Origin of the sequence: Chitinophaga polysaccharea (assembly GCF_007829335.1) — a bacterium.
Classification (GTDB): Bacteria; Bacteroidota; Bacteroidia; order Chitinophagales; family Chitinophagaceae; genus Chitinophaga; species Chitinophaga polysaccharea_B.
In genome coordinates, this window is the sequence record NZ_VIWO01000011.1 from 66,497 (window position 1) to 85,744 (window position 19,248).

General features: G+C 45.0%; 16 protein-coding genes and 1 tRNA gene. 10 read left to right on the top strand and 7 right to left on the bottom strand.

What is annotated here, in order from left to right:
- Nucleotides 1–77: 77 nt before the first annotated feature.
- From FHW36_RS26950 to FHW36_RS26960, 3 genes are all read right to left on the bottom strand, one after another.
- Nucleotides 78–488 (bottom strand): DUF3592 domain-containing protein, encoded by a 411-nt coding sequence (locus tag FHW36_RS26950; protein ID WP_145673884.1) that lies wholly within the window; start codon nucleotides 486–488, stop codon nucleotides 78–80.
- A gap of 10 nt (nucleotides 489–498) precedes the next feature.
- Nucleotides 499–891, bottom strand: coding sequence for a DUF3592 domain-containing protein (locus FHW36_RS26955; RefSeq protein WP_186452620.1), 393 nt, complete (start codon nucleotides 889–891; stop codon nucleotides 499–501).
- A gap of 67 nt (nucleotides 892–958) precedes the next feature.
- The gene (locus FHW36_RS26960) at nucleotides 959–1,450 is read right to left on the bottom strand and encodes a YdcF family protein (RefSeq protein WP_145673888.1); all 492 of its coding nucleotides are present in this window, start codon (nucleotides 1,448–1,450) and stop codon (nucleotides 959–961) included.
- Nucleotides 1,451–1,609: 159 nt separating this feature from the next.
- Between FHW36_RS26960 and FHW36_RS26965 the strand changes: the two genes are divergently transcribed.
- The 8 genes from FHW36_RS26965 to FHW36_RS26995 all read left to right on the top strand — a co-directional run bounded on the left by FHW36_RS26965 (nucleotide 1,610) and on the right by FHW36_RS26995 (nucleotide 10,487).
- Nucleotides 1,610–2,188: a TMEM175 family protein gene (locus FHW36_RS26965; protein WP_145673890.1), complete on the top strand. Its 579-nt coding sequence runs from the start codon at nucleotides 1,610–1,612 to the stop codon at nucleotides 2,186–2,188.
- A gap of 132 nt (nucleotides 2,189–2,320) precedes the next feature.
- On the top strand, nucleotides 2,321–2,734 hold the full coding sequence (locus tag FHW36_RS26970) for a DUF5946 family protein (protein WP_145673892.1): 414 nt from the start codon (nucleotides 2,321–2,323) through the stop codon (nucleotides 2,732–2,734).
- 39 nt (nucleotides 2,735–2,773) lie between these two features.
- Nucleotides 2,774–3,580: an AraC family transcriptional regulator gene (locus tag FHW36_RS26975; protein ID WP_145673893.1), complete on the top strand. Its 807-nt coding sequence runs from the start codon at nucleotides 2,774–2,776 to the stop codon at nucleotides 3,578–3,580.
- Nucleotides 3,581–3,656: 76 nt separating this feature from the next.
- A complete protein-coding gene (locus tag FHW36_RS26980) occupies nucleotides 3,657–4,112 on the top strand; it encodes a DUF6223 family protein (protein WP_145673894.1) in 456 nt (151 codons plus the stop codon).
- Between the two features lie 185 nt (nucleotides 4,113–4,297).
- Entirely contained in the window at nucleotides 4,298–5,170 is an 873-nt protein-coding gene (locus FHW36_RS26985) for an AraC family transcriptional regulator (RefSeq protein ID WP_145673896.1), read from the top strand.
- 62 nt (nucleotides 5,171–5,232) lie between these two features.
- Nucleotides 5,233–5,970, top strand: a complete 738-nt coding sequence (locus FHW36_RS26990; RefSeq protein WP_145673897.1) for an SDR family oxidoreductase — start codon at nucleotides 5,233–5,235, stop codon at nucleotides 5,968–5,970.
- A 380-nt stretch (nucleotides 5,971–6,350) separates the two neighbouring features.
- Nucleotides 6,351–6,518 (top strand): hypothetical protein, encoded by a 168-nt coding sequence (locus FHW36_RS30625; RefSeq protein WP_186452621.1) that lies wholly within the window; start codon nucleotides 6,351–6,353, stop codon nucleotides 6,516–6,518.
- A gap of 765 nt (nucleotides 6,519–7,283) precedes the next feature.
- A complete protein-coding gene (locus tag FHW36_RS26995) occupies nucleotides 7,284–10,487 on the top strand; it encodes a zinc-dependent metalloprotease (protein ID WP_145673899.1) in 3,204 nt (1,067 codons plus the stop codon).
- Nucleotides 10,488–10,778: 291 nt separating this feature from the next.
- Here FHW36_RS26995 and FHW36_RS27000 read toward each other — a convergent pair.
- The 3 genes from FHW36_RS27000 to FHW36_RS27010 form a co-directional block, all read right to left on the bottom strand.
- Nucleotides 10,779–10,851: transfer RNA gene (locus FHW36_RS27000), tRNA-Lys, on the bottom strand.
- A gap of 78 nt (nucleotides 10,852–10,929) precedes the next feature.
- Nucleotides 10,930–13,356, bottom strand: coding sequence for a penicillin acylase family protein (locus FHW36_RS27005; RefSeq protein ID WP_145673900.1), 2,427 nt, complete (start codon nucleotides 13,354–13,356; stop codon nucleotides 10,930–10,932).
- Between the two features lie 52 nt (nucleotides 13,357–13,408).
- The gene (locus tag FHW36_RS27010) at nucleotides 13,409–14,524 is read right to left on the bottom strand and encodes an aminotransferase class I/II-fold pyridoxal phosphate-dependent enzyme (protein WP_145673902.1); all 1,116 of its coding nucleotides are present in this window, start codon (nucleotides 14,522–14,524) and stop codon (nucleotides 13,409–13,411) included.
- 79 nt (nucleotides 14,525–14,603) lie between these two features.
- Between FHW36_RS27010 and miaE the strand changes: the two genes are divergently transcribed.
- On the top strand, nucleotides 14,604–15,200 hold the full coding sequence (gene miaE / locus FHW36_RS27015) for a tRNA-(ms[2]io[6]A)-hydroxylase (RefSeq protein WP_145673904.1): 597 nt from the start codon (nucleotides 14,604–14,606) through the stop codon (nucleotides 15,198–15,200).
- 32 nt (nucleotides 15,201–15,232) lie between these two features.
- Here miaE and FHW36_RS27020 read toward each other — a convergent pair whose 3' ends face one another.
- On the bottom strand, nucleotides 15,233–17,503 hold the full coding sequence (locus tag FHW36_RS27020) for a patatin-like phospholipase family protein (protein WP_145673905.1): 2,271 nt from the start codon (nucleotides 17,501–17,503) through the stop codon (nucleotides 15,233–15,235).
- Between the two features lie 219 nt (nucleotides 17,504–17,722).
- Between FHW36_RS27020 and FHW36_RS27025 the strand changes: the two genes are divergently transcribed.
- Complete coding sequence (locus FHW36_RS27025) at nucleotides 17,723–19,183, top strand: MFS transporter (protein WP_145673906.1); 1,461 nt, start codon at nucleotides 17,723–17,725, stop codon at nucleotides 19,181–19,183.
- The last annotated feature ends 65 nt before the right edge of the window (nucleotides 19,184–19,248 follow it).

Genomic DNA, 19,248 nt, shown 5'->3' on the forward strand with positions numbered 1-19,248 from the left:
TCCACGATCCGCATTGTATATACGTATTAAATTTCCATTTTTATCCTGCCTGCAACTTGTAAAGCTGCTTCGTTACATTACGTACCCCAATATCCTCTCAGCAGGAAATAACCGGCGCCAATCAGCAAAAGATCTACTGCCACCGCCAGCAGGCTCAATGACCAGCCAAAAATTTCCCAGTAGCTGAGAAACCTTAGTGTATCCGGCTTTCCCGGCTCAAATATAAATGCAGCTTTCTCACCTATCTGCCATTCGGCAGACGAAGATGCAGTGTCATGTCGGCTCGTAATTGTTTCCTGCTGCCGGCCGTGGATATCGAAAACAGGCACATACCAGGTGCCCTCATCATCCTTTTTCTCAACAAGTTGTACAACAGTACCCAACACTCTTTCGCCATTTTTCACAAAGTCCAGTTTTCCTTTCAGGGCCGCTAACGCAGCAGCTAACAGTAACGCCCCAACGACTATAAAAATGAGATATATGATCATCTGTTTAACTTTAAATAATTCTCTTTTTAGCAATGGTAGTCGTCTCTGGCAATCTTATCAGCGGACTAAGCAAAAAGTAACCCGCGCCAACAATAATCAACGGAATAGCAACTGCCAGAAAAAGTATTGCCCAGTTGAAAAGCCAGAAATAACTCATCATCTTAGCGGAATCTGGATTCCCCGGATCGTACAAAAAGGTAGCTTCTTCTCCGATATCCCAGGCCGCTGGATTGCTTGCTGCCGCATGATGGTAAATAATCTGGCCATTCTCTTTTGTCTTTACGGCAAAAACCGGCGAGTAGGCGCCGTCGATCTCTTCCTGCGAGATAACAGTGCCAACGGTCCGCTCACTTCTGCGGATAAAATCAATAGACTGTTTAAATTTGTATAATGAAACAGCCAATAAAATGACACCGGTTAACAAATATAATTTATACCACATAGGATGATTTGAATTGTATCATAAAATGTTATATCGACTCCGCCTCATTTAGCTTCTTCAGTGCTCTGGCCTCGTGCGCCATCAATGCCAAAAGCCGTTCTTCCGGCAAAGAGGAAGGAGCCGGTATAAAAACAACCCTGGGGTAATTGATAATCCTATAAAACAGCGCCCTGGCTCTTGTAAGATGAAAATCGGATGTTATAATTACCAGGATATCAGGTTGCTCCTCAAGCACCAAATCTTTCGTCATTTGAAAGTCTTCGATGGTATTGGAAGAAGACGGACAGTTGAGAAAAGCATCCACAGGGATGCCTCGGTCTGTCAGATATTTCCTGGCGTAATAATAATGCGGCTCATCGGTTGTATTAAAATGTTGACCAAAACCTCCTGTGCAAACAAGTTTAAAATCATTGTTTGCGTCATAGAAATTATAAGCACATGCTAACCTGTCTTCCGCTATTTGTGATAAGTTCCCCAAATGATCATTGGGAGCGCCAAGTACAATCAATAGTTTATTCATAAAATTCGTTCCTGTTGGGTTACCTCAAATTGTATTATCCTGATGATGATAATTAATTAAAAGGTACTCAATTTATTAAAATAAACAGGCATGAAATTGTCTTATATTTAGGAGCAAGCCATTCTTTCCCTTATATTTATTTCCTCAACGATATCATTTATGAACAAAAGCCGGCTGGAAGCCTTTAGCGATGGCGTAATCGCCATCATCATCACCATCATGGTCCTGGAAATAAAAACGCCGCACAGCGCCGAGTGGAAGGACCTGTTGCCGTTATACCCGGTAGCATTGAGTTATATCCTGAGCTTTATTTATGTAGCTATCTATTGGGGCAATCACCACCATCTGCTACACACGGTCAAAAAAGTGACACCATCCATTATCTGGGCCAACGCACATTTATTGTTCTGGTTATCCTTGATTCCTTTTGCCACCGCGTGGATGGGAGAAAACCATTTCGCGGCGCATACGGTTGTCCTTTATGCATTATTCCTGATGTTAGTAGGCGGCGCTTTTACTATCCTGCAGTTCACTATTGTCAAATCCAATCCTTATTCCCCAGAGATGCAGGTGGCATTGAAACGGCAACAACGCAAAGCCTTGTTATCTGTTACCATTTACCTGGTAGCCATTGGAACGACCTTCGTAAATACGGCTATTTCCGGCGTACTGATTTTCCTGGTGGCAGTACTCTGGTTTATCCCGGATAATAATATTGCAAAGGCGCTGGAAGCGTAATAAATATACTGCGGGCACTGCTGATTATATCAAGCTGTGCCCGCAAAACCTATTTTCAAGCCATACAACAATAATTGGTACTTTCTTATCTTTTAAAGTCAGGATATCTTTCTTATTTTTGGGATGAACAAAATGGAAACAAATACCAACACAAGTGGATTGTGGAAACAAAAATTTTATGATTGCCTGGCAATTGAATTTTCTGATCCATCCTATTTCAAGGTTCACCATTTACTTGTAATCACCTATATGTTGCAAACAGATGGTTACGACCCTGCATATTCTCATGAAGCAGTCAAATTACTCGAGGGCTTTCTTTACAAAGGCGTATCCCCGAAACAATTTATTGAGTTCCATCAAAACTCATCCGATTATAATCATGGTATTGAAAATAAGCAGCAACGAAATTTAAATCGATTTGACTGGGAAATAGATATATTGAGTATTAGCACCTTGGATGCAGCCGCTTACTGCCAGGATGTCCGAAACTGGGCAGAGAGTGTTTTACAAATAATAAAAAGTAAACCCACTGAAAAATCAATATGATTTTTCAGCTATTACACAAGCAATTCATCCGGATTACACATGGAATATGGTATCATACAACCGCCCAAACATCTTACTGACTATGTTCGATTCTACTGGTTTGTAGAGGGGAATCTTCCATATGTTCATCATGCCTTTGCCTATCCTTGCCCCGAATTTATCTTTTGTTACAAAGGACATTTCAAATATGGTATGGAGCATCGTAAAGACACCACGCTTACTTCGGGCATATTCGGACAAACAGCAACCTTTAGCCGGGTAACTTTAAACAATGATAACTTTGGCATTTTTGGTATCTTCCTGTATCCTCATGCATTTCCTCAATTATTTCGCCTACCGGCAAGCGAACTTTCCGATCATTATGCCGCCATGAACGCTGTACTGGGAAAAGATGGTGAGATCCTTGAAGATAAAATGATATTGGCGTCCAATAATGCCCAAAGAGCGAAAATTGTGTCAAACTTCCTGGAAGCAAGGCTAAAAAATGTAAGAACCGAGTACTCACCTATTTCCTCCGCAATTACCACTATCGTGAATGCTTATCATACAAGTTCGATACAAACTTTAGCTGATACCAATTTCCTGTCATTGCGACAATTCGAAAGACGATTCAAAGAATTATCGGGTTTCCGGCCAAAGTCATTTTTGCGGATCATGAGATTTAATTCTGTTCTCACTAAAGATTTTCAAGACAAATCTTTAACCGAAATAGGTGTCGAATCCGGCTATTACGACCAATCGCACTTCATTCATGATTTCCAAAAGTTTTCCGGGATCAGCCCCAAAGAATATTTTAAAAGAAAATCGCTGGCAGCAGCCGGCAGAGGTACGGTAGAGTTTACATAACAGCATGTCGTTTTTTTACAATTTTGTCTTTCATTAGAAATGATAACTTTGCAATTGAAAGTATAAACATATCGATATGGGAAAAATTACCTTATTCATTCTATCCGTAATCTTAATCGTAGCTGGTTGTTTATTTACAGCTACAAAAACATTTTCTCAGGGCGCCAACATAGTAAATAAAACAGGAGCTGCTGAAACAAAAAAGCCAGGCCTTTTTAACGAAGGTGGTTATGTAAAAGGTATCACGCCTGCGCGCGCTATCGGATTAGCCGAATTGCTTTTAAGTGTACTAAGTATAGTCTTTGCCATTCGGGCCAGGAAACGTTCTTCTTTAACAGGAAAAAAAGCAGCTCTTGCGCTAGGCTTACTTGCAATTACTTCCAGTATCATGCATTTCGCTACAACAGCAGGTGCTGTATTTGGGTCGGGCAGTGGAAAAGCAGGCGCAATCCTAGCCATAGTATTAAGTTTGGCAGGTATAGTACTTAGCGGATCGATTCTCGGCCGGGAAAACATGAGTGGTCAAAAGTAGCAGGTTCCGGTAGCCCATCTGTTTGAGAACTATGAGGAAAAAAATGCACATATTACAAATTATACTCTTCAAAGGATAAAAAAGCGATTATGAAATATAAAAAAAAGAGTGCGAATTTCGTAATAACCCAATCCTAGTTAGTCGTCATTGTACGGCGATACTTTACAAACTTTTGAGCAAATAATATGCAAGAACAAAAAGGGAAATACGAGGACTTAAAACATGATGAGCTGGGAATAAAGGTCCGCTCGGACGACAATCCTTATCTTTCAGCTGATCTTCAACAAAAAATCCTGCAACCTCGCAGATTATCTTCTTATTTTATTGTATTAATTGAAAGCGGTTCAATTACATATCATCTCGACTCACAAGACTTTACGCTTACTGACGGGCACCTGCTTTTTGCAATGCCCAATCAAATTTTTACGCCCCCCGCTAAAACTGGCGACCTTAAATATTTCAAGCTACTGTTTGATGAAAATACATTGGCATTGTTACCACAACAGTTTCCTTTTTTAGTCAACCCTTCCAATGCACAAACGCTGGTTCTTGACAATCCTGCAAAAGAAAGGGTAATAAAGGTTTTTGAAATTTTAAACCAGCTACTTATCTCAGATAAATATGAGACCGACACAGAGATAATATTAGCCTATCTGAACTCATTGCTATCAGAATTTAACAGCGCCTATTTCAAAAACAAAGGACCCGTTAATATCTTAAACACTAACCTTTCAAAGTTTACCGAGTTTAAATTAGTCGTGGAAACGTCCCTTACAGAGCAACCTTCCATCAACGCAATTGCAGAAAAATTAGCTTTATCTACAAACAGTTTATACCGGATTGTAAAAGAATACGCCGGAACATCGCCCAAAGATTATTTTATTAACCGCTTAATGGCGGAAGCTCAGCGAAGATTACGTTATTCCAATACCTCTGTCAAAGAACTGGCCTATGAACTGGGCTTTAACGACCCAGATTATTTTTCCAGGCTCTTCAAGAAAAGTACGGGAAAAAGTGCCAGTGATTTTTTGCCCAGGCAAGATTTGTCAGGGAAATAAGTTGAATTGTCCATTTCCGCTATTTTTTGGCCCTCTACTTTTGCTTTATAAAATTCACAGAAATGAAATTTGCATTAGTAACAGGAGCCAACAAAAGCATTGGCTTTGAAATAGTACAGCAACTTGCTCAAAAAGGAATTTATGTTTACCTCGGCAGCCGTAATGTAGAAAGCGGTGTTGAAGCCGTCGCTAAATTAAATGCGAAGGGATTAAACAATGTAGAACTTATCGCGCTCGACATTACAGACGACGAATCAGTCATTAAGGCCCGCAAAGAAATAGGCAAGAAAACAAAAGTGCTGGACATACTTATTAACAATGCGGGTATTTATGGTGGTTACCCACAAACGGCACTTGACTCAACTATCGACCAGTTTAAAGCCGCCTATGATACAAATGTTTACGGTGTGGTGCGGGTTACACAGGCATTTATTGACTTATTGGAAAATTCATCAGCCCCCCGTATTGTAAATGTCAGTTCAAGCCAGGGCTCAATTACCCTTCACAGTGATCCCACCTATAAATACTACGACTACAAAGGTGTTGTATATCTTTCTTCAAAATCGGCCATGAATATGTACACGGTTGTTTTGGCATACGAATTTAAAAATACCAACTTCAAAATAAATGCCGTTTGCCCAGGATATACAAAAACAGATTTCAATGGACATCGTGGGCCCGGATCTGTTGAAGACGCCGGAAAACGAATAGCAAAATATGCGCTAATTGACAATGATGGCCCTACAGGAAAATTCTTCAGTGAGGAAAATAATCCCGAAACAGGAGAAATACCCTGGTAAGAACAGGGACTATTTCATTAAGTTTACACACGTAATGAAATGTTCCCTTCCTAAGGAAAATAAAGAGGTTACCTTTGAACTTACTTTTTCAAATGACTTCATTGGAGCATATGATTCTTTCATTACCAGGTTGTCTTCAATTTATCACAATGAAATAGTCTCTGCAAATCCGCAATTTGATCGAGTAAAGTAGATCTAAACAACAAAGCCCACCTCTATTGGGTATCTTATATCCTCGCCGTGGTTGCTAACTTTATTCTCAAGTTGTTTCAGCTTACTTCTTTGCGTGAAAAATCCCGCTTTTATGGGATACCGTGGCAGCAAATTATCCAGTACCTTAAAGTACAGATGTTTCTCTGTCACCATAAATTGAAAAAGTCATGAAAAAGAAAATGCCTTCACAAAAACTCGTTTTGAGTAAAAAAATTGTTGCACGACTGAGTACAGCACCCGCCAATAATATGGCTGGCCGCCTGATTTCTGATCCGTTGACAGAAAATCCCTGCGATCCTGTACATAGCATGCTGATTTGCAGCCGGGGCTGCTAAGGAAAAGTAATCAACAGCAGGCCGAAAGTTTTGAGCCTATTGCGCGTGGCGTAGTAAAAAAAAGTGATCAAATTAGCAAAGCCTTGGGGAGGGCATGCGGCAGAATCTTTCAATGCAAAAATAAAGTCCTTTAGAAATGCGTTGCGAGGGGCCGGAATGTAGAATTCTTTCTTTAGAGATTGAACTAAACTGTATGCTTAAAATTTATGCTATCCCTAAAGTTTTCAACTTGATCCCTTTTCTACTTTCTACCCTTACTTATCTTTTCACAACTTTATCACTAAAAACAAAAAAAACCTTGTAGAATCAGCTTCTACAAGGTTTTAATTATGTCAGAGTATCTATTTTTACTCCCTGTGGTGATCCCGTTAGAACAATTCTCGAACCGGTTTTTATGAGTATTTGAAATCACTTCACGAGTTAAAATAATTGATAATCAAATAGATACAAGATATAGACAGTTGCCAGATTAGTTGTAACTATTTCATCAACCTCTCTAAAATCTATTCATCTCCTGTTCTCTAGTATTCACCTTAAGATATGAGTTCAAAGCTTTGTGTACAGAAATCTTGGTGGTTGGAAAAAATCATTCTTTCGGACAACTTCAATTTGATCATAATAAAAACACAGCGCCTTTCAGCAGACAACTTTACTCCAATTATACCGGCATTGTGCGAGGATATTGCAAACCAGTGCATTAAAATCGCAGGGAGTTCAACTACATTTATAATGTTAACCATTTTGACAACAAAATCTAAGCTATCCATGAAAAAAGTCTTACTCTTCGCAACAGCATTGCTGTGCAGTACAGTATCGTTTGCCCAGGATTATTGGAGGCCACACACAGATGGCGCCAGGATTACCACCGACAAAGCCGTAGCCCGCCTTGCATTTCCGGTTAACTTCAAATTATTTGATCTGAATTTCACTCCTTTGCGGAATGAAGCATTCAAATCCGTCGGTAATAAGTCTGCACATTCAACAATTATCAATTTACCCAATGCAGACGGACAAATTGAACAGTTCGAAATTATAGAAGCGTCCAATTTCGAACCTGCATTACAGGCTAAGTTTCCAGAAATAAGGGCATTTTCAGGAAAAGGTATTACCGATAAATATGCCACATTAAAGCTGAGCATTTCTCCGCAGGGGATACAGGCGATGGTCTTTCGTACAGGAAAGGAAAATGAATTTATTGAACCTTATTCTGCAGACCACACTGTGTACACTGTATTCAAAAAACAACCCAAGACGTTACCCTGGAAGTGTTCTACGCCGGAGCAAAAAATGGCAGCTAATATCGCCAGCCAGATCCCGAACGTTACTGCCAGGTCAACCGGCGATATGAAAACATTGCGGCTGGCCCAATCAGTGACTGCGGAATATTCAAATTATTTTGGGGCCACCAGCGCTTCACAGGTTTCATTGGTATTGGCGGCTGTTAATGCTACGTTGACCCGTTGCAATGGGGTTTATGAGAAAGACCTGGCTATCCACCTTAACCTGATCGCGGCAGCTACCAATGTGTTCTATTACAATCCCACCACAGATCCATATTCCGACGCCAGTTCAGGTGCTGGTGGCGCATGGAACGGTGAGTTACAAAGTACCTTGACATCTGTGATTGGTGCAGCCAATTATGATATTGGCCACCTGTTCGGTGCATCCGGTGGCGGTGGTAACGCCGGTTGCATCGGCTGTATTTGCGTCGATAATTCAAAAGGAAGTGGCTTTACCTCCCCTGCCGACAATATTCCACAGGGAGATAATTTCGACATCGATTATGTAGTGCATGAAGTAGGACACCAGTTAGGTGCTAACCATACTTTCTCTATGAGCAATGAAGGCACAGGAGTGAATGTGGAACCTGGTTCAGGTATTAGTATTATGGGGTATGCCGGTATTACCAGCCAGGACATTGCGCCACATTCTATTGATATTTATCACGCCGCCTCCATTGCACAAATCCAGTCTAATCTTTCCAGCAAGACTTGCCCAATAACTACCAGTATATCCGGCAATAACGCAACACCTGTTGTCAATGCCGGTGGTAATTTTACTATTCCCGTCAGCACCCCGTTTGTACTTACTGGTTCAGCTACTGATGCCAATGCCGGCGACGTGCTGACTTATTGCTGGGAGCAAAATGATAATGCTTCATCATCACAAACAGGAGCTAGCAGTGTGGCCAGTCCTACCAAAGCATCCGGCCCCAACTGGATATCATTTGCCCCTACCACGACACCAACAAGATATTTCCCCAAAATGGCGACCATTCTTGCAGGCGGTTTAGTGTCCGGCCCGTTGCCAGGTGGTGATGCGGGAGCAAATACGGAAGCATTGAGTTCCGTTTCAAGAACATTGGGCTTCCGATTAACTGTAAGGGATAATGCTCCTTATAGTTCTACAGCACCGGTCACTATCGGGCAGACCAATTTTGCGGATATGACAGTAACCGTCACCAATTCATCAGGGCCTTTTTCTGTGACAGCTCCTAATACGGCTGTATCATGGGCTGGCAATTCATCACAAACGATAAAGTGGAATGTAGCTAATACAACAGCGGCACCTGTTAGTTGCGCCAACGTAAAAATATCCATCTCTACAGACGGAGGCACTACATTCAGCACGTTAGTGGCAAGCACTCCTAATGACGGTAGTGAGGTGGTAACCATTCCTAATACACCCACAACAACAGCCAGAATAAAAGTAGAAGCCGTAGGAAATATTTTCTTTGATATTTCCAATACTAACTTCACTATTACATCCGGTTCATCCTGTGTTTCTCCGGCAGGGTTAACAGCATCTGCTATTACCACTACATCGGCTACGGTAGGATGGACAGCTGTAAGCGGCGCTGTATCATATAATGTGGATTATAAACCTACCTCATCTTCTACATGGATCAATGCTGCAACAGGAACAACAGCTATTTCTTTGGGCTTAACAGGGCTTACAGCAGGAACTGTTTATGATTACAGGATAAGAACTAATTGCGCCAGTAACAGCAGTTCTTATTCAGCTGCACAGTTTACTACCACATCAACAGGCACTTGTAATGCACCCACTGGCTCCGCCAGTTCAGCTGTAACAAGCACCGGGGCTACTGTTAGCTGGACCGCCGCAAGTGGTGCATTGAGTTACGATGTTGATTATAAACCTAATACCTCCTCTACCTGGATCAATGCCGTAACCGGAACTGCTTCTATATCTGTTAATTTAAGCGGATTAACATCCGCCACATTATATGATTGGAGAGTAAGAACAAATTGTTCAGGTGGCAGCAGTACATATGCCACTGCACAGTTCACGACCTTAACGTCATCAGGTTGTTCAAATCCACTAGACAATTCAACCAATGGAACAATTTCCGGCGCCGCCACCATTCCATTTAATACGGATGTCACTGGTCTCATCAGCCCGAGTGGGGATATTGATAATTATAAGTTTGTGATTACTACCCGCGGTACTATTACTATTACATTAGGCACGTTGCCTGGCGATTATGACCTGAAACTGCTGAACAGCGCAGGTACACAGATCGCTATTTCACAGGCAGGTGGCACCACCAGTGAAAGCATCAGCAGAACTGTTAGTTCGGGTACCTATTATGCACAGGTGTATGGTTACAGCGGAGCCAATAGTACTACCTCTTGTTATACATTACGGGTACAATTAGGTACTGCCAGCCGCGGAAATGATCTTGTTACCAGCGATGTGCAAAAAGACGTGCAAAAAGTGGTTGTATTCCCGAATCCTGCCAATAATGTAGTAACCATTAAGCTTCCAGGTTTCAAGGGAAAATCAGATTTGAGTATGTTTGATGTGAATGGCCACGTGGTATTGCATCGTGAAGTGAGCGCGGTTAACACGCAGCTTGATATTTCTGCATTACCTCCAGGTGTTTATATAATGAGGATTAAGAATGGAGTAAAGGAAGTGAATATGACGAAGATCATCAAACAATAAAGACAAATACAGAAAGCCAGTACACTCAAGGTACTGGTCAAACGAAATACAGTGGGACTATTTCAATAAGTATGTAAACTTAAAAATCGGGGAATCAGGATAACAATTAGATTCTCACCCTTTTATCAAAAATAGTTAAGGACTGATTAAGGAGACACTATCTCATAAACTGTGTAGATACTAAAAATCGGGGTGTTTCACCTCGATTTTTAGTATTTCACACTTTGATAGACTAACAAATAGACCAAAACAACAAAGCCCGCGACTAGCGCGAGCTTTGTAATCTTCCAGTGATCCCCTTGGGACTCGAACCCAAGACCCATACATTAAAAGTGTATTGCTCTACCAACTGAGCTAGGGAATCATACACCCCGTTTTTGTTTAACGGAGTGCAAAGATAGTAATTATTTACTCCCGACCAAATTTATTTGAAATATTTTTATCATTTCCCGGTAAACACAAGCTTGTAGCGGATTACAGCGTCATCTTTTTCTTCCTTGCTGAAGATATGCAGCAGGTAATACTTGCCCGCTACCCAGTCATTGACTGCATTATCGTAAAACGGACTGCCGGGATTACCACTTTGTCCGCCAGGATAAATGCCGTATGCTTCTGTTTTATCCGACAGCTGCACCACCATTCTCCACGAAGGCCCATGGTCTTTCTTGGTAGCATTTACGATATGTTGACCACCGCCAGTGTTCAGGTGAAGGGCGCTGAAAGCAGGGATGCCACGGGAAAGGTGGTTGATATTGGTTCCGCGGGCCTTGCCCAACTCCAGTTTGCCGGCTTTATTCAGCTCGCTCACTTCATTTACGGTGGCGATAAAAGCACCGTGCACCAACTGCGACAAAGTTTCTTTCTGTGGGGTGTTGATGTTGTCGATAAAATGAAACGAGGTATCGCGCAACAGGATCTGTAGTGTTGTGATGGCCTGCGGATAAGCCAATATAGTAGTGTCTTTGGGGTGAAGTTCATCTCCCCAGAGGGTATCTTCCAGGTGCGTCCAGAAGGTATTGAAGATGGTAGCGCCTTTGCTGTCGGGCGTAGCCATGCAATCCCACGACGACAACAGTTGCCAGTACGGCTGCTGCTGGGCGGTCAGGGAACTGCTGTCGATATGCTGCCGGATCATTGGCAGCGCAGCGACGGCAAACAGGTTCTTATCATCATTTTGCAGCTGCATCATATCCTGCGTGGTGATGGCGTTCATAGCTGCCAGCCGCTCATTGATGCGCACGCCGCGATACAGGTCGTAATGTCCATATAAACGATAAGGATACGTGCTGTCGGTGGCACGCTGGTTGGCAGAGCTCACAAATCCACGTGCAGGATTTTTGATATGTGGCAGGTCTTCATGTGGAATAAATCCCTGCCAGGAGAAAGCGCTGTCGGTACCCGGCATGATCCATTTACCCTGGTCTTTCCAGCGTAATGGATATTGCCCATTATGCCAGATGGCAATATCACCGGCTTTATCGGCAAATACAAAGTTTTGCGCGGGACAGGTATATATCGATAATGCCCGCAGGTAATCGTCGTAATTGCGTGCCTTATTCAACCGGTTAAAGGTGGCCAGCTCATTGGAAGGATCCAGTGCTTTCCAGCGCATGGCCAGGAAAGTTTGACGGGTGGTCTTATCCGGGAAGGTATTGTCGAACATGACCGGCCCAAATACAGTGTAGGCAACGGTATCATGTATAGTGGCGCCACCGCGCACTTTGATGTCCTCTACGCGGAGCGTAGCCGGGCGATAGCTGCCATTATACAGGTATTCTTGTTTACCGTTGCGGAACTGCATGCGGTAAAAGTCTTTTACATCTTCTTCTCCGTTGGTAACGCCCCAGGCGATATGATCGTTAAAGCCAATGATGACGCCGGGAGAGCCGGGCAACGATGCACCGTACACATTCATACCGGGCGTTTGCAGCTGTATTTCGTACCAGAGGGAAGGCAGGGAGAGACCCAAATGTGGATCGCTGCATAGGATAGGCGCGCCGGAACGGGTTTTACTGCCGGCTACAGCCCAGTTATTACTGCCGTTGGCCGGATCGGGCTTATCCATCTGGTATTTCATGAAGGCGGCATCGGCAGCCACTATACTATCCGGTGGTGTTATGGCCTTTGCAGACGCAGCAGCATAAGCGGTTCCTTTGGGAATGATCGGGTCGGTTGCATCATGAAAATCCGGGTATAGCAGGTTGAAATCCTTCATGGAAAAGAGACGGCGGGCGTTGGTAAACTCCAGGTCTTCGCAAAACCCTGCCAGGTCATGTGCCATGTATTTCAATAGCAGGGCCGATTTGATTACATCCCATTGCTCTGGCTTATAGTCGAGTATTTTATATTCTACCGGGTAGGTTGCCGGTGTAAGGGTAGCAATATAAGCATTGATACCAGCGGCGTAGGAAGTCACGGCCGTTTTAGTATCAGGGTCCGCCATCATTTCCTTCACCGTTTGCTCGGCGGCGTATACCATACCGAGGCGGCGCTGCCGGCGATCATATTCAATAGTCCGGGTGCCTAGTATTTCAGAGAGACGCCCGGCGGCGGCGTAGGTCTGCAATTCCATCTGCCAGAGCCGGTCGCGGGCCGTTATATAACCTTGTACATAAAACGCGTCTGCATCGTTGTCGGCGAAAACATGGGGTACCATGCGGTCGTCGTACCATACTTCTGCTTTGCCCAATAAGCCGGGTAATACCAATTGTTCGTGGGGAAATTCGCCATTTGGCTCTGCATTTTGCCAGAAACCGGTTTGCGGGCTTAACAAATTTCCGAGGGGTGGTACCTGGCCCAGTTTGTGGCTGAAAGCATAAGCAAGCGATAAGGTAACTGCGGCGGTTATAACAGCTGGAATGATTCTCATAATACGGATCGGATGTAATATGTAAAATACATCAAATTTGTCTTATAACCACTTACACCTCCAATACTTTTACAAGCCGCTCTACTTCTTCAGGAGTATTAAAGCTATGCAGCACCACCCGCAGTCGCTCGGCCCCTTTAGCCACGGTAGGATGCAGTATAGGCCGCACATCCAGGCCTGCCTGTTGCAGCCGCGCCGCCACTTGCCGGGTATTTTCATTACCACGGGTAAGCACGGCTTGTATAGGCGTATGGCCAGGCAGTAACTCGGCGCGTGAAATGCCGGCACGGAATTGCTCAATGAGCTCCGACAACTTTCTCCTTTCTGCCTGCATATAGGGGAAAGTAGCGTATCCCGCTTCTATAGCAGCCAGGGAGGCAGGAGGTAAAGCGGTGGTATAGATAAAAGACCGGGAGAAATTGATGAGATACTCCCGCAGCAGCGTCGTTCCCAGTACCACAGCCCCATGACACCCCACTGCCTTTCCAAAGGTATGTACCCGTGCAAAACATTGTGCTTCCAGCTGCAGTTGTTGCACCAGCCCCTCTCCCGCCTCACCGATAATACCGGTGGCATGAGCTTCATCTACTACCAGGTGGGCCTGGTACTGGCTACACAGCGCGGCAATGCCTGCTAACGGCGCCAGGTCTCCATCCATGGAGTACACAGATTCTACAGCCACAAAAATATGACCGGTGGCATATTTTAACTTTTTCTCCAGGTCGGTAAGGTCATTGTGCTGAAAGGAAAAGGACTGAGCGGCCGACAACCGCACCCCGTCACGGATAGATGCATGTATCAGCTGATCGTAAATGATGGTGTCGCCCTTGCGCCCCATGCAGGAAAACAGCCCCAGGTTGGCGTCGTAGCCGGAATTATATAGCAATCCCGCTTCGGCGCGGTGAAAGGCTGCCAGGTCTTTTTCTACCGATTCTATCCATTCGTAATTACCTGCCAGCAACCTCGAGCCGGTGCTGCCATGCGCCGGATGGCGCTCCTCCATCAGCGTATGTATATAAGCCCTCACCGCCGGGTGACGGGTAAGTCCCAAATAATCATTTGAACAAAAATCTACTTTATCGCCCGGTAGCCGTAGCTCGCGAAATGCCTGCCGGGCCTTGCGTTCATCGAGCAATTGGGATAGAAATGATATATCAGCAGTATGCATAGTTTCCTCTTTAGCGATGCACAATTTAAACTTTGCCTTTATCTTCGCAAAAAAGCGATCTACCAAGGATTATATTCACATGAGCAAAGTATCTATACTCGGACTGAAACTGCCTACCGACCCACGATGGGTAAACCTGGCGGCTATTTCATTGCAGGACATTCTTACCGACCACGCCTACTGTGAGCAAAAGGCGGCATCTTCCGCCATTTCACTGATTCAGCGCAACCCGGAAAGAACCAGGCTGGTAGAGGAACTGGCGCCTATTGTTACGGAAGAATGGGGCCACTTCCGGCAAGTGCTGGCCGAACTGAAAAAGCGCGGCCTGTCGCTCGGCAAGCAGCGCAAAGACGACTACGTAAACGCATTAATGGATAACCGCGTGAAAGGAGGCCATGCCGATGACAGCTTCCTCGATGCACTCCTGATATTTGCCCTGATTGAAGCCCGCAGCTGCGAACGCTTCCGTCTCCTCAGCGAAGGCCTCGAAGATGAATACCTGCGCGAATTCTATCGCAAGTTCATGGTGTCTGAAGCAGGCCATTACCGCCTCTTTATTGACCTCGCCAATGAATATTTCCCGGAAGAAAAAGTAAGAAACCGCTGGCAGGAATGGCTGAAAATGGAAGCGGAAATACTCCAAAATATAGATGTGCGGGGCGACAGAATGCATTAGTACTTTTAAGCTGAGCGCTGAATGCGCTCAGCTTAAAAATTAAATCCCATATTCACGTAAAACTTAATCTGCCCCGACTGATCGGAATACATCATCGTAGCTTCTATAGGACCCAAACGGCTGGTGTAAGCTGCTCCCAGCCCATAACCACTCAGGTATTTATAACGGTTTCCGCCCGTTAGCTCTCCATCATAAACAGCGCCGCCCACCCGCGGAATAGCATATAAATTTCTCATAAACTCATATTGCCAGGCCACTTGTAACGCGCCTACCCGCGGCGTAATCACTTCTCCCTCATAAATTCCTACAAAAGGCACCTGGTTATGCGTAATGTTAGTCATCCCTCCTACCACAAAACCATTCACCACTGATTGGTGATAGTTAAAACTGAAATCTGCATTACCATCCAGCTCCACAGCCGATTTACGCCCTGTTGGAATGTAATACTTCATATTCAGCATCGCCCGCTGGAAGTTGTTGAACCGCACGCCCAATGTTTCCAGGTCCAGCTCTTCCCCATCCTGACTCACTTTGATACCCGGATGCTGATTGTAGATATACCCGGCCTCAAAATCCAGCAACAATCCTTTGGTAGGATACACTTTCTGGTTCAGCGAATTGATCCCATAAGAAACATAAGTATTAAACTGGTTAGTGCTGCCCCGTACATCCTGGAAAATAGAATACGGTGTTTTGTATTTAATATATTCCCAGCGTGTACCCGCGCCTATTGCCATATTCCGGCCAATCGTATACTGAAAGTCCATATTCACATTGGCGTACTTGTTACGGTAAGGTTGCTGCCGGGCGAAATTATCGTCATAAAAAGTAAAGCCATTGTTTTCATAATAGGCGCTCAGGCCAAATCCGAAGTTACGGCTACGTCCCAGGTATTTAAAATACTCCGCTTCCAGGCGTGGATTTTCACTGATCACTGCTGTTACAAAAGACCGGGAGTTGGGCACAATAAAATTGCGCTGCGTAAGGTTGATAACGGCATTGGCGCCGGTAAAAGTATTGTAGTTGAGCGCCACCTTTACGTAGGTGAGCGGGTTTTCTTCTACCGTAATATCCATCCTGCTGCGGCCATAGCCTTCCGGCACCAGGTTGTAGGTGATCAGTTTATAGAAGCGGGTACCAAATACATTCTGTATGGCATTCCTAATCTGTGTAGCGCTGTAACAGCCATTCGGCTTGAGATGCAGGCGTTGCAAAAAGAATTTCTGATCGGAATGCACGAGGCCCGACACATTAATACTGCTCAATTCCACATCGGCAGCAAATGGCAGCCGGTTGGCCTGGAAGGGCGCTTCGGGGTACAAAGCATTGAGAGAGTCGGCCAGGTGTTTGAAAACCGGGTACAGCTCCTTTCCTTTCCGGCGGCCTACTTCTATGATGGAGTCTACGCTGCCAAAGCTCGCAGCAGAGTAATTTTCCAGCTCCTTGCTCATCGGTATATACACATCGCACAGGGGACGCGCTTTCTGAAAATCTTCCGCATCTTTATAAAATCCAAGCTGGTAAAGGATATCAATGGGTGTCACCAGTTGATCCGATTTACGTAATCCCCCGCTCACGTTGGCGCCTATCACGATATCCGCGCCCATTTCTTTGGCGGTAACCACCGGAAAATTGCGTACCACACCGCCATCCACCAGTTTACGGTCACCAATTTTCACCGCTGTAAAAATAGAAGGAATGGCCATGCTGGCGCGTAAACTGGTTACCACCTCGCCGCTGTCCAGCGTCACAATCTGGCCGGTAGCCACATCGGTGGCTACGCATTTGAACGGAATATTAAAGTCTTTGAAATGTTTCACATCTTTTACCGGCCAGCACAATTTAGCCAGTTCCAGCCACAAGGCTTCCCCCGAAATCACGCCGGAAGCCAGTTTGGGCTTTCCATATTCAAAAGGAATTTCGATGATATAGCGGTTGTACTCCCGCTTTTCTTCATAGGAAATGTCGGTGAGGTCGGGTTGGTTGGCAAAAAGGCTATTCCAGTGAAGCTGCCGGGCCACCGCTTCGATCTGGTTGCCGGAATACCCCATGGCATACAGGCCTCCTACAATACTTCCCATACTGGTACCGGTAACCAGGTCCACTTTCAGCCCTGCACTATCAATAGCCTCCAGGATGCCAATATGGGCCAGTCCCCGGGCGCCGCCGCCACTAAGGGTGAGCGCTACTTTAGGGCGATTGCTCACGCTTTGCTGCGCGGCCACCTCCCTGCTACCTACAAAAATAATTAACAACAATACACTTATTCCCCTGCTGACGTGAACAATTAAACCTGGCTTCATAGTATATGATTGACCCCTTCTTTAAAGATAAGGCTTTATACAGATTTATAATGTTTATCCTGCCGGAGTTTTTGCCAGGATATTTGGGGCAGTTCTAAATATTTATTATCTTATTCGCTTTATTCGCTGACGCGAGGGGCATGTTACCGGGGTATATGATTGAAAGCGACTTCACACTGCCGTCATCAACCGACAAAAAAGACATAGCAATTAACACTTATGAAAAACTCGCTTTCCCCGCAAAATATCTGGCAAGTTATCCTGGCCTCTTCGGCAGGTACCCTGATTGAGTGGTACGACTTCTACATCTTCGGCAGTTTGTCCGCCATCATTGCTGAGAAATTCTTTCCTCCCAGCAATCCCCAGCTGGCCTATATTGCCACCCTCGCCACCTTTGCCGTGGGATTTATTGTACGCCCCTTCGGCGCTATTGTATTCGGGCGACTGGGCGACATGGTAGGCCGTAAATACACCTTCCTGCTTACGCTGTTGATCATGGGCGGATCTACTTTCGCCATCGGGCTCATTCCCAGCTACCATACCATCGGCGTACTGGCGCCTATACTGGTATTACTGCTTCGCCTGTTGCAGGGACTGGCCCTGGGCGGCGAATATGGCGGCGCGGCTACCTATGTGGCCGAACACTCACCCGACCACCGTCGCGGTTATTATACCAGCTTCATTCAAACTACCGCTACCCTCGGCCTCTTTGTTTCCCTGGGCGTTATCCTGCTCACCCGCATGGTGATGACACCAGACGATTTCAACAACTACGGCTGGCGCATCCCGTTCCTGCTGTCGGTGCTGCTGGTAATCATGTCGTATTACATACGCATACGCCTGCAGGAATCACCGCTGTTTGCACAAATGAAAAAAGAAGGTAAAACCTCCACCAATCCTATCAAAGAAAGTTTCGCCAACAAAGAAAACCTGAAACTGGTAATGATAGCGCTCTTTGGCGCCGCGATGGGACAAGGCGTGGTATGGTACACCGGTCAGTTCTATGCGCTCTCCTTTCTCCAGAAAACCATGAACATAGAATTTGTACAGTCCAATATCATCATTGCCATTGCACTGCTGCTGGGTACCCCCTTCTTTATTTATTTCGGTTCTCTGTCCGATCGCATTGGCAGGAAAAAGATCATGCTCACCGGCATGCTGGTGGCGGCCCTGGCCTATTTTCCCATCTACCGGGCAATGGATAATATCGGCAACATTTCCCTGAAAAAAGAACAGACGGAATTGTTCCGCATAGAAAGTAATACCGCTAAAAATGACGCCGGCGAAATGGTGACCAAAACTACCCGCGTTCATAGCTACACCGACGGCAGCATCCTGAAAGAAACGGATGCTAAAAAAGAGCTCACCGTCAGCCGCGTAAACATTGCCTGGCTGGTGATCCTGATATTTATACAGGTTATCTTTGTTACCATGGTATACGCGCCCATTGCTGCTTTCCTGGTAGAGCTGTTTCCCACACGCATCCGGTATACGTCTATGTCGCTTCCCTATCACATCGGGAATGGGGTATTCGGCGGACTGCTACCCACTATTTCTACCATCCTGGTAACGAATACCAACAATCACCTGGCGGGATTGATTTACCCGATAGGTATTGCGCTGATCTGTTTTGTAGTAGGGCTGATTTACCTGAAAGATAAAAGAGGTATTGCCCTCTAGGCTTTTTTAAAAATATGGGGGAGATAACGGCCAACTGGTTGGCTGTTATCTCCCTCAATTATTTT

What these genes read in the sequence shown, in the direction of transcription:
- FHW36_RS26960 (WP_145673888.1), bottom strand. Translation starts at nt 1,450, where the DNA reads ATGAATAAACTATTGATTGTACTTGGCGCTCCCAATGATCATTTGGGG.
- FHW36_RS26950 (WP_145673884.1), bottom strand. Translation starts at nt 488, where the DNA reads ATGATCATATATCTCATTTTTATAGTCGTTGGGGCGTTACTGTTAGCT.
- FHW36_RS26965 (WP_145673890.1), top strand. Translation starts at nt 1,610, where the DNA reads ATGAACAAAAGCCGGCTGGAAGCCTTTAGCGATGGCGTAATCGCCATC.
- miaE (WP_145673904.1), top strand. Translation starts at nt 14,604, where the DNA reads ATGAGCAAAGTATCTATACTCGGACTGAAACTGCCTACCGACCCACGA.
- FHW36_RS26975 (WP_145673893.1), top strand. Translation starts at nt 2,774, where the DNA reads ATGGAATATGGTATCATACAACCGCCCAAACATCTTACTGACTATGTT.
- FHW36_RS30625 (WP_186452621.1), top strand. Translation starts at nt 6,351, where the DNA reads ATGAAAAAGAAAATGCCTTCACAAAAACTCGTTTTGAGTAAAAAAATT.
- FHW36_RS26970 (WP_145673892.1), top strand. Translation starts at nt 2,321, where the DNA reads ATGGAAACAAATACCAACACAAGTGGATTGTGGAAACAAAAATTTTAT.
- FHW36_RS27005 (WP_145673900.1), bottom strand. Translation starts at nt 13,356, where the DNA reads ATGAGAATCATTCCAGCTGTTATAACCGCCGCAGTTACCTTATCGCTT.
- FHW36_RS26995 (WP_145673899.1), top strand. Translation starts at nt 7,284, where the DNA reads ATGAAAAAAGTCTTACTCTTCGCAACAGCATTGCTGTGCAGTACAGTA.
- FHW36_RS26985 (WP_145673896.1), top strand. Translation starts at nt 4,298, where the DNA reads ATGCAAGAACAAAAAGGGAAATACGAGGACTTAAAACATGATGAGCTG.
- FHW36_RS26980 (WP_145673894.1), top strand. Translation starts at nt 3,657, where the DNA reads ATGGGAAAAATTACCTTATTCATTCTATCCGTAATCTTAATCGTAGCT.
- FHW36_RS27010 (WP_145673902.1), bottom strand. Translation starts at nt 14,524, where the DNA reads ATGCATACTGCTGATATATCATTTCTATCCCAATTGCTCGATGAACGC.
- FHW36_RS27025 (WP_145673906.1), top strand. Translation starts at nt 17,723, where the DNA reads ATGAAAAACTCGCTTTCCCCGCAAAATATCTGGCAAGTTATCCTGGCC.
- FHW36_RS27020 (WP_145673905.1), bottom strand. Translation starts at nt 17,503, where the DNA reads ATGAAGCCAGGTTTAATTGTTCACGTCAGCAGGGGAATAAGTGTATTG.
- FHW36_RS26990 (WP_145673897.1), top strand. Translation starts at nt 5,233, where the DNA reads ATGAAATTTGCATTAGTAACAGGAGCCAACAAAAGCATTGGCTTTGAA.